Consider the following 13,015-nt stretch of genomic DNA (forward strand, 5'->3'; position numbering starts at 1 on the left):
ACGCGGGAGAGCCAAATAGGTTAACCGCAGCAAAAAAGACGGTTATTTGGGGACTCAGCCCCAACATAACCGTCTTTTTCGTGATTGACGATATTCATAACACTCTCGCTGCCGGAGTTCATCTTCTCCAGTCCACGTTTGCAGCAATAAGGTCAAGTCACTCGTCTTCTTCCTTCAACCATTTGTTGCCCTGTGAACGCCTCATGAGGTAGATCACCAGCGCGCCGAGCACCAGCGCTATTCCCGTAACACTCAATCCACTTATTCCGGCAGCCCACATCGGAAGCCACATCAATAGAGCAGCAATAGCATGCAGATTGAAGATGAATCCAAGCACCTGGGAACGGCGGCTCTCTGCAGAGATGGGATAGATCATGATCCAGAAGGATTCACCATGACTGCGGCGTAATGCGCCAAGCTGAACACCAACCAGCAGAAGGAAGAACAGATATACCCCTACGCCAAAGTAACTTCCCGCTGTCCACCAGCTGAGCAGCATGCCCAGTATGATCAATCGCAGCACAATGGTGAACACTTCGGTTCGAATGAATGTTTTGGTAATGAGATAACGATAGGCTTTCCCTGCATTCCAGGGTAGTCCGCTTCCCCATTTACTGAGCCAGCGGCGAGCACTTACTTTCTGGCCGGAGGATGGTACATCCACGAACCAGCCTAGCGTCCGCATGACCCGACCGGCCTGGCCCTGCTCCACCTGAATCAGACGTTCCCATGCAACCCGGTGCTTCATCGGGATGCGCAGTGCGACCACATAGAGGGCCGCCAGCAGCAACAGGAACCAGACACTACGCAGTGGAGGCTGCCACAACCAAGCGGCAATCGCCAGTATAGACAGTGCCCAGCGCAGCAAACGATAGGCTCTGGCCGCCCCGGTCTGAACCATTCGCAGCTCCTGCCAGGCGCCGTAGCTCGCCAGTCCTTTCCAGAGAAGCAAAAGCACGATAAACCAGCCAAATGGCCTTGCATCCTGGTCTGCCCGAACATAGAGAGGCCACAGCGTAACAAATACGAGCAGCATGCCGAGACTTTTGTAGATGATTCCCCGGGCAAAACTGTTCTTCAGGTACTCCTGCATCCGGTACTCCTGAGGTCTCAGAAATACGATATCGGCAGGATGCAGATATGTACGATAACTGCTGAACAGGACTAGCGGTGCCAGCAGCAGCAAGGCAATCCAGCGAATTGGAAATCCCGCAGGTATGTTTTGTACAAATGAGGTGTACCAGGCAGAGAATGCAATGACAAGAAAGAGAAAGACCATGGCCACGCCACTCTGTATGACATAGCCCAGATAAGGAAGAATTCCGTTCCAGAATCCCGTGCGTCTTTGCTTCCATAACAGCTTGAGGTCCATGCTTAATCCCTGCCCTGCACAAGAGAATAGAACATGTGCTCCAGCGCCGCATCCGAATCTCCGAACTGGGTGCGCAGCTCATTCAATGTTCCGTGAGCGATAACCTGACCCCGATGCAATACAACAAAGCGATCACAGTAGTTTTCAATCGTGGACAGAATGTGAGAACTCAACAATATGGATGATCCGGATGCCTTCATTTCCAACATGAAATCCAGCAAAGAACGAATTCCGAGCGGGTCGAGCCCGAGGAACGGTTCATCAATAATGTAGAGCGGGGGCCCTGCAACAAAAGCACACATGATCATCACCTTCTGCCGCATCCCTTTGGACAGATGGGTCGACAGGCTTGTGCTTTTCTCCCTCATGCGGAATAGGTCCAGCAATTTCTCCGTACGGTGTTTGAAATCCGCTTCGGATACGCCATATGCTCTGGCTGTGAACTCCAGATGTTCCATTACGGTCATCTCGTCATACAATTCGGGTGACTCCGGCACAAAAGCCATCGCTGATTGATAGATCTGCGCGTCCTCGTCCCGCTTCTTGCCCATGACCCGAACCTCCCCTTGCTGGGGAGTCATCAAGCCTAAAATATGTTTCATTGTCGTACTTTTTCCGGCACCGTTTAATCCGATCAGTCCGACCATCTCTCCGCGTCCAACTTCGAGATCGATACCGTGGAGAACCGGCCGTTTGGCACTATATCCTCCGCTTAACCCGCTGATTTTAAGTACGGGCGTTTGTCCGTTATCCATCAATCCCTGCACCTCTTTCGTCAGGTTTTATTCTTCGGAACGCGGTGTGTTTCCCTTGCTCCATTTGGGTGCACCCTTATTTTTACGATCCTGGTCCCGCTCTGTTCTTCCAGCATTGCGAGCAGGCTTGCTGTCTGCTGTACGCTGATTCGACACAGCAGCTCTTGCTCCGCCGTTACGGCCTGCCTGGCCTGGCTTGCGGTCTCGGGACGGTCCCGGTTTTCTCGAGAAAGAATGGCCTTCAGGCCGGGTGTCCGGACGCGGATCAGCTTCAAGTACTTTGCCGCCGAACAACACGCGTTCCGACAATTCAATGCCAAGTTCACGTGCGAATTTGCGCATGATGAAGATTTGCGTTTCATCCACGATGGACAGCACAATTCCGCTGCGTCCCATTCGTCCTGTGCGTCCCGCACGGTGAACATAGTGCTCCGAGTCAAAAGCAGGGTCATAGTTGATGACCATTGGCAAGCCTTCAATATCCAATCCTCTTGCCGCGACTTCGCTGGCAATCAGCAATTTGATTTTGCCATTGCGAAACGCAGAAAGTACGTTGCTCCGCGTAACTTTGTCCGCATCACCATACAATGCAGCAGCAGTAAGGCCCAGATGGTTCATTTTGGCCTCTACCTCGCCGATGTCTTCTGTAGCGTTCACAAACACGATGGCACGATCAGGATTATACTGCCTAACCAGACGGCGCAGCATATCGATTTTGTTGCGGGTTTCTTCCACAAAATAATAATGCTCCAGTCCCGCAGCAGTTGCCCGGTCCGGTTCGATTCCGATCTGGACAGGTTCCTTCATCTCACGCTTGGCAAGTCCAGCAGTGTGCTCATCAATGGTCGCAGACAGGAAAATCAGCTGACGGTCCCGCAGTGCACTGCGAAGCACAAACTCTACATCACTTACGCCACCCAGCTGGAATACCTGGTCAGCCTCATCAATGACAATCGTGGAAACGTTGTGCATTTTCAGCTTTTTCAGCGTAATCAGTTCCTTCAGTCGTCCAGGCGTGCCCACAACCAGCTCGGGATGCTCACGCAATTTCTCGATCTGGCGTTTGACAGCTGCGCCTCCAATGAGGCCAAGTACGCCGATGCTGCGTCCCTCTCCATATCGCTGTGCTTCGCGCACGATCTGCATTGCCAATTCTTGGGTAGGCGCTATAATAAGCTTTTGTGTACCTTTAACATCACTTTTGATGGATTGCAGCAATGGCAGAAGATAAGCAAGCGTTTTGCCTGTACCCGTCTGGGATTTCGCGACCACATCCCGGCCTTCCAAGATAACGGGTATGGTCTGGGCCTGTACCGGAGAAGGTTCGTTGATCCCGTGCGAAGCGAGTATCGCCTCCAGATCCTGTGCCACGCCTATTGAAGCAAATGTTTCATTCGTCATGTATGTCCATCCTTTAATTTTATTCTTACGATGCTACTTCCAGCTTGTACTTCTGAAGCATAAGCCTGTCATCACATTATCTTTCATTATATGCGAAAAAAGGCTGTGGACCAAATCTTATTCGGTAACACTCTGCCTGGGCGCAAAAAAAAAGAAAAGCCCCTCGGCGGAGCTTTTCTCTTATTCCCTATATGATGCTCAGGCTGCTGCATTTCTACTTCTGGTTCATGACCCCATGTGACAGCCGGTCAGCGAGTCGCGGAAACAGCTGATACAGCCATATGCCAGCGGAAGCGAGTCTTGGCAGATTCACTTCTTCCTTGCGTTTCTTCATCGCCCGGATCATATGCCCTGCAACCTCTTCCGGTTTGAGCATCATCCAGCGCACGTTGTTAACGTAATTCCCAGATGGATCTGCACGATGAAAAAACGGCGTATCAATGGGACCCGGATTAATGGTCGTAACCGTCACTCCGGTCTTACGCAGCTCCTGACGCAAAGCATTGCTGAATCCAAGTACGGCATGTTTGGTGGCTGTATAGGATGCCGATTTCGCAGTCCCAATTTTGCCAGCCATGGAGGCCACATTCACGATCTGTCCCTTGCCACGTTCCAGCATGTGCGGCAGCACTGCCTTCGTACAGCGAACAATTCCCATGTAATTGACGTCCATCATATCTTCGAATTCCTGCACCGTCATTTCCGTCATTGCGGCAAACTTTCCGTAACCTGCATTGTTCAGCAAAATATCGATTCGTCCATACTTTTCCAGCATCATGTTAAACGCTGTCTGTACTTGCTCATCATTGGTTACATCCAGCGTAAGCAGCTCATGCGGCCCTTTTAATGAAGCACCAATCTGTTCAAGCTTGTCCCGAGATCGGGCAGCAAGAATGGGAATAGCTCCTTCTTCAATCAGCATCTGTGCACAGAGCGCACCAATTCCGCTCGACGCACCTGTGATGAATACAACCTGATCTTTCAGCATACCCGAAGTCCTCCCGTAATGAACACATTTGCCTGTTCAGGCTATGGTTCTATTCTACGAGATCATGACCTGAATATCCATCTCGCCAATTCCGTCCATCAGCAGTGGAATACTCAATGCCTTCGTTGCATTAAATTCAGTCAAATGTTCGGACTTCAACACTTGCGGAGGCGTGATGTCCACCACGACACCCTGGTTGGACAGGATCGTGCTCGCATTGCCGCTAATCATGTTGCCCAGTTCCGAGATGGCGCTTTTACTCATTTCATCCATTTCGGTAATTACAAAACCGCCCATCATGGCGGAGACAATTCGCAGTGCAACTTGTTCCTGAATTCCGAAAACAATGTTTCCGCTCAGCTGGCCGGTCATTCCGATCACGATCCAAACATGGTCTGCTATGTACTCTACGTTCTTCACGCCAAGACTCCCGGTGGAAGGCGAAACCTGGATGAGTTGTTCGAATACGTTGCGTGCGGATTCCAGGAAAGGATTAATTACTTCCGCTTTCACTGTCTAATGTCCCCCTTACACTGGGTTATTGGTCACATACCAAAAGTCCCATATTCAATAATTTTATTATACTTTATCACGTACAAGAATTCACTATGAATTCGGTAAGACATGTGTACTATAATTTATCGTCATGCACGGGGCAATAGTTTATAGCTGTTTTTGACGAAATAACAGAACTCTGCACCCCTTTTGTAGGAAGACTTTTGATTCAATTCGAGGTGCATTAAGATTTAGGACTTTTTTACTGTGTTTTAACAAATGTAATTTTTTTAAAAATCTTGATATTAAGTTTAATTGACGCTCATGTATTCTTCTTCAACCCCACGTGTCTCCTTCATTGCCCTGCCGTCTCGAATCACCTATAATTTAAGATAACAAACCAAAAAAAAGTTACGGATTCCATTCCTCACAGGAACACTCCATGACACGACATCTTACCCGCAAGGAGGCCATACATGAATATCAGCCAACTGGAGACGCTGATTACGATCTCAAAAACGATGAGTTTCCGCAAAGCGGGAGAACTTCTGAACCTAACCCAGCCTGCCGTCTCGGCCCAGATTAAAAGTCTGGAGGATGAATTCAACACTGTTCTTGTAGATCGCAACCAACCTGTTACTTTAACTGATCGCGGACAAGTGTTTTTGGAGCATGCCAAGCGCATGCTAGATATCGTTGACGAACTGAAGCAGAAGCTGTCCGATCTCGATGAAACGCCTCAAGGCCATATCGTACTGGGCACGACAACCTCCATTGCGATTCAGATTCTCCCACGGGTGCTATCCTACTTCCAAGATCAGTTCCCATTGATCAAAACCAGTATTCAGTCCCTGCCTTCCTCACAGATCTATACGCAGGTCGAAAATGGGTTGATTGACGTTGGTATCGGTTATCTCACCGAGCGCAATCCCAATCTGAACACCTCTGTTCTTTATTACGACACATTCGAACTTGTTGTGTCTCCTGCTCATCCCCTTGCGAAGCAGAAGCATGCCGCGGTGGATGTGCTGCGCAGCACCCCTCTGATTATGCTGTCGCCAGATACGGTTGGGAGAAGGTTTACGGAGGGCATTTTCAAAAAACATGGCATTGAGCCCAATATTGTGATGGAATTGTCGAGCAGTGAGGAAGTCAAACGGATGGTCGAGATCAACCTCGGAGCGGCCGTGATATCCAAGCAATCCGTCGCACATGAACTGCGTCAGGGTACACTTCGGATGATTCCGCTAAGTGAACTTGAGGTCAGTCATCCTGTAGGCGTCATTTACAAATCCAGTCGTTATCTTAATTCGGCCATGCATCAATTCCTGAGCGACCTGAAAGGCATGCCGGAAACCCAATTTATCAGTTCAGAATGACAAACAAGGCAGGAGAAAGGAAGGATCATTCATGAAATTCGATCTTCATACGCATCATTTCCGCTGTGGTCATGCAGATGGCAACATTCGGGAATACATCGAAGCTGGCATTCAGGCTGGTCTTCAGGCCATTGGAATCTCCGATCACACGCCCTATTTCGCCAGTAAGGAAGAGCAAGCATTCCCCCGCATTGCGATGGCCAAGTCCGAATTGCGCCATTACGTGGAAGAGGTTCTTGCACTGAAAGAGGAATACGCCGGGAAAATTGACGTGCTGCTTGGCATCGAATCCGATTATTTCCCTCTCCATGCCGAGTTGTATCGGAGTACGCTGGGACAGCATCCTTTTGACTATATCATTGGTTCGGTTCACCATACGGAGGATGTCAGTATTTTTAACAAAACCCGGTGGAAGGGACTAAGTGAAGCACGGAAAATCGAAGTGAAGGAACGCTACTACTCATTGATTTCACAGTCTGCCCGGAGTGGCATGTTCCAGATTCTTGGACACATTGATGCCATGAAAGGCAATTATCCTGCATTCTCCGAGATTGTGGCTGATCATGCCATTGATGAAACCTTGCAGGTTATTGCGGAGGCGGGTGTGGCTATTGAGATCAACACCTCCGGCAAAACGAAGCTAAGCGGCGGCTGGTATCCCTCTGATGCCATTTTGGAGAGAGCGAATCATTACGGCGTAAAAGTCACCTTCGGATCCGATGCGCACAAGCCTTCGCGTGTAGCGGACGACTTGGAAGACGTTCAGACTCGCCTGAAAGAGATCGGCTTTACGGAATGGGTTTATTTTAAACAGAAACAGATGCAGATTGTTCCCTTGTAACGACAACAGAATAAGAAGCCTGAAACCCTACTGTCTACGGGACGATCCCTATCGTAGGGTTTTTCTTTTGGTCAAAAAAAATGAACCCGCTCGCGGCGGGTCCCAACAGCATATCTATTTATCAAAAAGGGGGTCATGAGATAAGTTTACCCGCTGTCTGTTAGAGTTCAATTGCAGCTATATTTCAATTGTGTAACAAATGATTGAAGTTCGATTCAACAGATTTTGCTATTTCATTCTATGTTATTTTTGCTTGTTGGATACCTAGGTTTGCAGACTTTTATCCTTTTGTAATCGCACATGCTCTTCCCGATATAAAGCATAGACTTTGACGTCGAGCAGAGTGTCTTGTGTCTGACCATCCTCTTGACTCCATCCAAATGAAGGAAGAGTGCGTTCGTACGACATCCCGCTTTTGCGAAGCACCCGTTCAGATGATACATTGGCTTCGTAGCAGCGTGCTTCCACTTTTTGAAGGTTCAGCTCCGTAAAACCAAAGTGCAGCAGGCGCTGTACCGCTTCGGTTGCTACGCCCATGCCCCAGCAGGATCTGTTCAGAATATAGCCAATCTGGGCAGTGCCGCTATGCTCATTCCAGTGCTGAAAAGACGTGATGCCAATGATCTGCTCCCTGCCTTTCCAGCAGATGCCGTAATGCAGCGAATCCAGCTTCGAACTGCTGCTCCGGATCTGATTCAGTAGTCGCCGGGCACGAATTGGCGTTGGTTGGCCTCCCCTATTTACATATTGAATGACTTGCGGATCGGAAAACAGTTCCGATAATGTGCTAAAATCACTCTGACGCAAAGATCGAAGCAGCAGTCGGTCTGTCCATAACACAGGAAGTCCTTGGCCCAGCATTTTTCGGGTCAGCATAGCAATCGCTCCTTTTGTCTATCGGGTTCTGGTCCGGTAAGACAAGCAAGCTCTGGGATGATCCGGCTCATGTAAAAATGATGGATAACACTCCGTATTGGTTTTCAAACATTAGTATGTCGATTCATTGCCATTATTTATTCCTCGGCCGAGCTCTGTTCCTGCAGTCCCCGATAGATCCCCGTACGAATCTCCCGGATGTAAAAGTCCAATGAAGGTACATTGGCTAGTTGTGCAGCCTGCACTTCACGCTCAATATCATAAGGAACCCGGACAAATTGAAGGTTGAAGGCCTTGTTTCGATCACAGCCACTCTCTCCTTCAAGGATGCAGTAAGAGGCTTGGGTCATATCGAGAGGATTACCTACACTGCCGGTATTAAACAACATTTTCCCATTAAAATGCTGCAAGTAAGCGTTATGCACATCTCCATATCCCACAATATCTGCTCCACCAAGCTCCGGATGATCTGCCGGAGCATCAAACATGGCTATCCTTTTCTCCATTTCGTCCCATGGCTGCACCCGGTGATACACACTCTGCGGCGAGGCGTGCACCAAACGAATAGTGCGCCCACTGAGTTCAAATTGGTGGCTGAAGGGAAGGCTCTTCAAGTATGCAAGCCGTTCTGCTCCTAATCGTGCAGCCTGCCAAGTAAAATTCTCATTATCCTGATTCACCGCAACCAGCTCATCCCAATTGCCCCGGATCACGTATTCGCAAGTCTCTCTCACCGAATCAACCACCTGAACCGGATCCGGTCCTTTGCCCACGAGGTCGCCCAGACAAAAGATACGCTCAATCCCGCGACTCCGGATATCACTGAGTACAGCTTCCCAAGCTGTCATGTTGCCATGAATATCGGATACAATCGCAATTCGTTCCATCTGGCCAACCTCCTCGTTCGCTATGTTCGTGTTCCCCTTAATTCAAAAACGGTCAATTCCGGTCTGCACAAAAAACGAATCGGCAGCTGGGTCATGCCAAAACCACGATTCACATAGACAGGCATACGTGCCTTGCCTGCATAATATAACCCCTGAATATACTTGCGTGAACCTCGCGGCGTTGTAACGGCTCCAATCCAAGGGAAACGAACCTGCCCGCCATGGCTATGACCGGATAACTGTAATCCAAATCCGAACGGCTCCGCCATATCGGCATAATCCGGCTCGTGCATCAGCAATAGTTTCCACGTATCGTTGTCCAAACCTTCGATTGCTTCCAAAGGATTCGGCTGGCTTGTAAGAGCATCATCCAGACCTGTTACAGCGATTCGCTCGTTCCCTTGTTTAATGACAGCATGACTGTTGCGAAGCAGCGTAAAGCCGGCTTCCTTGAACATCGCTTCCACTTGTTTTTGCTGTCTGCCCCGGTAATCATGATTCCCCAATACAGCGAATTTGCCATACTTAGCCTGCATGGATGCCAGCACGGGTATACACTCCCGCATCGGTTCGGCTTCCCGTTCCACCATATCTCCGGTAAAACAGATCAGATCCGGCGTCTGCTCCTGTATGGTCTCGGCCAGCTTCTCCATTTCCTTCAGTCCGGTATGAAAGCCTAGATGTGCATCACTAAACTGTACAACACGCAGCCCATCGAATGCCTGCGGGAATCCTGGCAGTTCCAAGGGTACCTGCTTCACTTCCAGACGGCGCGGCTCCCAGAGCCATGCATATCCCCCTGTGAACAGGGCTGCACCTGCCGTCATCACAATCATCCGTAACAGGAAACTGCGCCGGGAGGGATCGTGATCCTTCTCCTCCCCGGGAAAAATGGACCCTTGCTCGGGTCCAGCGTCTGAGCGCCGGGGCGGTGGCCATGAGCTGCCCTTACGCGGTGTCTCTGCCATGTCTTCCCCTCCTTCTCCGCTCTACATGCATCTCTATAGTATACCATATTCTGCATGACGAGCCCGGTTCCTTCGCAATTGCAGAAAAAGAAGCCGTGATCTTCGGCAGCAAGCTGCTGAAGGCCACGACTTCTCCTAATATTGCAGATTCCACATCTGCAAGGGATATCCACGATACTATACGCCCAACCAGCGTTTGAACATATGCTTGGTTGTTTGTTTGTTCATTTCCGCAATGGAAGTTGTCAAAGGGATGCCTTTCGGACAGGAGCGCACACAGTTCTGCGAGTTACCGCAGCCCTCGATTCCTCCATCTTCCATCAGGGCTTCCAAACGATCCTCGGCGTTCATCTCTCCTGTTGGGTGAGCATTGAACAGGCGGACTTGGGAAAGTGCTGCCGGGCCGATAAAGTCTGTTTTTTCATTCACGTTAGGACAAGCTTCCAGACACACACCACATGTCATGCACTTGGAGAGCTCGTAAGCCCATTGACGCTTCTTCTCCGGCATCCGTGGACCTGGACCCAGGTCGTAGGTACCGTCAATCGGAATCCAGGCTTTGACCCGTTTCAGGGCATTAAACATCCGGGTGCGGTCAATGACCAGGTCACGAACAACCGGGAATGTTTTCATCGGTTCGATACGAACCGGCTGTTCCAGCTTATCGATCAGGGCAGCACACGCTTGACGTGGCTTACCATTGATCACCATGGAGCATGCTCCACAGACTTCTTCGAGACAGTTTGATTCCCAGCAGACAGGGGCAATGGACTTACCGTCTTTGTTAACCGGGTTCCGCTGAATCTCCATCAGGGCACTAATAACGTTCATGCCGGGACGGTACGGAAGTTCAAATTCTTCGGTATACGAAGACGACTCCGGGCTGTCCTGACGGGTGATGATAAACTTGACGGTTTTGTTCGCTGTAGCTTGTTCCGCCATATCGTTGTCCCCTCCTTTGGTGACGATGATTGATTGCTGATGCGTAAAGAGACGTTGTATGCACGGTAGACGCTCCGTCAGCGGAATGTCCTTCCGACCGCTGTTGCTCCTCCATTTTACTGAATGAATTATTTATCGGATAAAATGGAGTATCAAAGGCGGACGCTTCGCTTCTTCAGGTCATTTCCGCTTCCTCCGCTACGTCGTGCTGCTGAGTCTCTTTACTGAAAATAGCAATAATTCATTCTGGATTGCTTTAGTCAACCTCTAAAGCTTCGCGAGTGCTTCGCTTCTTCAGTATCTTTCGGGCTATCCTTATAGACGTTTAACTTTAAACTTATAAATTGAAATCTATCCGGCTTTACTTAATCCTTCGAATAGTCCCGGATCCGTGGTGGAATCAGGGATACGTCAACAGGCTCGTACGAGATTTGCGGGCCTTCCTTCGACCAGCTGGCGATGGTCGTTTTCAGGAACTCCTCATCGTTACGCTCCGTGAATTCCGGTTTGTAGTGTGCTCCGCGGCTTTCGTTACGCAGCAGTGCGCCAAGTGTCATCGCTTCAGCAAGTTCAAGCATGTTCCACAGCTGACGTGTGAATGCTGCACCCGGGTTATTCCAACCGGATGTATCGTACATGTTGATTTTGCCGTAACGCTCTTTCAATTCCTTGATTTTTCCAATAGTGGCTTCAAGTTTATCGTTATAGCGCACAACCGTCATATTGGCTGTCATCCACTCGCCAAGCTCTTTATGAATGACATAGGCATTTTCACTGCCTTGCATTTTCATGATGCTTTCGTACTTATCGCTTTGGCGTTTGGTGTAGCCATCGAATACGGAAGAATTCACATCAGCAGACGATTTTTTGAGTCCCTTGATGTATTCAACCGCTTTTGGACCAGCCACCATACCGCCATAAATCGCAGATACCAGTGAGTTCGCACCCAGACGGTTTGCACCGTGGTATTGATATTCACATTCACCCGCTGCGAACAGACCTGGAATGTTGGTCATTTGATTGTAGTCCACCCACATGCCGCCCATGGAATAGTGAACGGCCGGGAAGATTTTCATCGGGATTTTACGTGGGTCATCCCCCATGAATTTCTCGTAAATTTCAATGATACCGCCGAGCTTAACATCCAGCTCCTTCGGATCCTTGTGAGACAGGTCAAGGTAGACCATGTTCTCCCCGTTAACTCCAAGTCCCATATCCACACAAACGCTGAAAATTTCACGCGTTGCGATGTCACGAGGAACGAGGTTACCGTAGGAAGGATACTTCTCTTCAAGGAAGTACCATGGCTTACCGTCTTTGTACGTCCAGATCCGGCCACCTTCACCACGCGCCGATTCGGACATCAGACGAAGCTTGTCATCTCCTGGAATGGCTGTTGGGTGAATCTGAATGAATTCCCCGTTGGCGTAGTTAACGCCTTGCTGGTACACCGCACTTGCAGCTGTACCTGTATTGATAACGGAGTTGGTTGTTTTACCGAAAATGATACCAGGGCCACCGCTTGCGAGAATAACTGCTTCAGCAGGGAACGTTTGTACCTTCATCGTTTTCAGGTCCTGTGCCACGATTCCGCGGCAGATGCCTTCATCGTCTACAACTGCCTGCAGGAACTCCCAGTTCTCATATTTCGTAACGAGACCCGCTGCTTCCCAGCGACGAACCTGCTCATCCAATGCATAGAGCAATTGTTGTCCTGTCGTTGCTCCGGCAAATGCCGTACGGTGATGCTTTGTGCCCCCGAAACGGCGGAAATCAAGCAAACCTTCCGGTGTCCGGTTGAACATAACGCCCATCCGGTCCATCAGGTGGATAATACCAGGTGCTGCTTCACACATGGCTTTAACTGGTGGCTGGTTCGCAAGGAAGTCGCCGCCATACACGGTATCGTCAAAGTGAACCCATGGGGAGTCGCCCTCACCCTTGGTGTTTACCGCTCCGTTAATGCCACCCTGTGCGCATACGGAATGGGATCTTTTTACGGGAACCAATGAAAATAAATGAACATGGACTCCGGCCTCAGCCGATTTGATCGCCGCCATCAACCCCGCGAGACCTCCGCCCACAATAATTACATTAGATGATGCCATTGC

General features: G+C 49.7%; 12 protein-coding genes. 2 read left to right on the top strand and 10 right to left on the bottom strand.

Features of this window, described 5'->3' with window-relative positions; translation table 11 throughout:
- Positions 1 to 157: 157 nt before the first annotated feature.
- The 5 genes from MHB82_RS24650 to MHB82_RS24670 all read right to left on the bottom strand — a co-directional run bounded on the left by MHB82_RS24650 (position 158) and on the right by MHB82_RS24670 (position 5,029).
- A complete protein-coding gene (locus MHB82_RS24650) occupies positions 158 to 1,372 on the bottom strand; it encodes an ABC transporter permease (protein ID WP_341176101.1) in 1,215 nt (404 codons plus the stop codon).
- 2 nt (positions 1,373 to 1,374) lie between these two features.
- On the bottom strand, positions 1,375 to 2,127 hold the full coding sequence (locus tag MHB82_RS24655; protein WP_095292035.1) for an ABC transporter ATP-binding protein: 753 nt from the start codon (positions 2,125 to 2,127) through the stop codon (positions 1,375 to 1,377).
- 27 nt (positions 2,128 to 2,154) lie between these two features.
- Positions 2,155 to 3,528 (bottom strand): DEAD/DEAH box helicase, encoded by a 1,374-nt coding sequence (locus tag MHB82_RS24660; RefSeq protein WP_341176102.1) that lies wholly within the window; start codon positions 3,526 to 3,528, stop codon positions 2,155 to 2,157.
- 214 nt (positions 3,529 to 3,742) lie between these two features.
- Positions 3,743 to 4,516, bottom strand: a complete 774-nt coding sequence (locus MHB82_RS24665; protein ID WP_095361304.1) for an SDR family NAD(P)-dependent oxidoreductase — start codon at positions 4,514 to 4,516, stop codon at positions 3,743 to 3,745.
- Between the two features lie 54 nt (positions 4,517 to 4,570).
- Positions 4,571 to 5,029: a chemotaxis protein CheX gene (locus MHB82_RS24670; protein ID WP_095292039.1), complete on the bottom strand. Its 459-nt coding sequence runs from the start codon at positions 5,027 to 5,029 to the stop codon at positions 4,571 to 4,573.
- Between the two features lie 458 nt (positions 5,030 to 5,487).
- Between MHB82_RS24670 and MHB82_RS24675 the strand changes: the two genes are divergently transcribed.
- Both MHB82_RS24675 and MHB82_RS24680 read left to right on the top strand, forming a co-directional pair.
- Entirely contained in the window at positions 5,488 to 6,390 is a 903-nt protein-coding gene (locus MHB82_RS24675) for a LysR family transcriptional regulator (RefSeq protein WP_095361303.1), read from the top strand.
- 31 nt (positions 6,391 to 6,421) lie between these two features.
- The gene (locus MHB82_RS24680; RefSeq protein ID WP_110757063.1) at positions 6,422 to 7,231 is read left to right on the top strand and encodes a histidinol-phosphatase; all 810 of its coding nucleotides are present in this window, start codon (positions 6,422 to 6,424) and stop codon (positions 7,229 to 7,231) included.
- Positions 7,232 to 7,495: 264 nt separating this feature from the next.
- Here MHB82_RS24680 and MHB82_RS24685 read toward each other — a convergent pair whose 3' ends face one another.
- The 5 genes from MHB82_RS24685 to sdhA form a co-directional block, all read right to left on the bottom strand.
- Positions 7,496 to 8,107 (bottom strand): GNAT family N-acetyltransferase, encoded by a 612-nt coding sequence (locus MHB82_RS24685; protein ID WP_110757061.1) that lies wholly within the window; start codon positions 8,105 to 8,107, stop codon positions 7,496 to 7,498.
- Positions 8,108 to 8,244: 137 nt separating this feature from the next.
- The gene (locus MHB82_RS24690; RefSeq protein WP_095361300.1) at positions 8,245 to 8,994 is read right to left on the bottom strand and encodes a metallophosphoesterase family protein; all 750 of its coding nucleotides are present in this window, start codon (positions 8,992 to 8,994) and stop codon (positions 8,245 to 8,247) included.
- Between the two features lie 20 nt (positions 8,995 to 9,014).
- On the bottom strand, positions 9,015 to 9,962 hold the full coding sequence (locus MHB82_RS24695) for a metallophosphoesterase (RefSeq protein ID WP_095361299.1): 948 nt from the start codon (positions 9,960 to 9,962) through the stop codon (positions 9,015 to 9,017).
- A 177-nt stretch (positions 9,963 to 10,139) separates the two neighbouring features.
- Complete coding sequence (sdhB, locus tag MHB82_RS24700; protein ID WP_095292048.1) at positions 10,140 to 10,904, bottom strand: succinate dehydrogenase iron-sulfur subunit; 765 nt, start codon at positions 10,902 to 10,904, stop codon at positions 10,140 to 10,142.
- Between the two features lie 365 nt (positions 10,905 to 11,269).
- Complete coding sequence (sdhA, locus tag MHB82_RS24705; protein WP_095361298.1) at positions 11,270 to 13,012, bottom strand: succinate dehydrogenase flavoprotein subunit; 1,743 nt, start codon at positions 13,010 to 13,012, stop codon at positions 11,270 to 11,272.
- Positions 13,013 to 13,015: the final 3 nt, after the last annotated feature.

The sequence above is a fragment of the Paenibacillus sp. FSL K6-2862 genome (genome assembly GCF_038005125.1).
In the GTDB taxonomy this organism is placed as follows: Bacteria; Bacillota; Bacilli; order Paenibacillales; family Paenibacillaceae; genus Paenibacillus; species Paenibacillus illinoisensis_A.

Excerpts from the sequence above, each read along its gene's own strand:
- MHB82_RS24650 (WP_341176101.1), bottom strand. The coding sequence starts at position 1,372 with ATGGACCTCAAGCTGTTATGGAAGCAAAGACGCACGGGATTCTGGAAC.
- MHB82_RS24655 (WP_095292035.1), bottom strand. The coding sequence starts at position 2,127 with ATGGATAACGGACAAACGCCCGTACTTAAAATCAGCGGGTTAAGCGGA.
- MHB82_RS24660 (WP_341176102.1), bottom strand. The coding sequence starts at position 3,528 with ATGACGAATGAAACATTTGCTTCAATAGGCGTGGCACAGGATCTGGAG.
- MHB82_RS24665 (WP_095361304.1), bottom strand. The coding sequence starts at position 4,516 with ATGCTGAAAGATCAGGTTGTATTCATCACAGGTGCGTCGAGCGGAATT.
- MHB82_RS24675 (WP_095361303.1), top strand. The coding sequence starts at position 5,488 with ATGAATATCAGCCAACTGGAGACGCTGATTACGATCTCAAAAACGATG.
- MHB82_RS24680 (WP_110757063.1), top strand. The coding sequence starts at position 6,422 with ATGAAATTCGATCTTCATACGCATCATTTCCGCTGTGGTCATGCAGAT.
- MHB82_RS24685 (WP_110757061.1), bottom strand. The coding sequence starts at position 8,107 with ATGCTGACCCGAAAAATGCTGGGCCAAGGACTTCCTGTGTTATGGACA.
- MHB82_RS24690 (WP_095361300.1), bottom strand. The coding sequence starts at position 8,994 with ATGGAACGAATTGCGATTGTATCCGATATTCATGGCAACATGACAGCT.
- MHB82_RS24695 (WP_095361299.1), bottom strand. The coding sequence starts at position 9,962 with ATGGCAGAGACACCGCGTAAGGGCAGCTCATGGCCACCGCCCCGGCGC.
- sdhB (WP_095292048.1), bottom strand. The coding sequence starts at position 10,904 with ATGGCGGAACAAGCTACAGCGAACAAAACCGTCAAGTTTATCATCACC.
- sdhA (WP_095361298.1), bottom strand. The coding sequence starts at position 13,012 with ATGGCATCATCTAATGTAATTATTGTGGGCGGAGGTCTCGCGGGGTTG.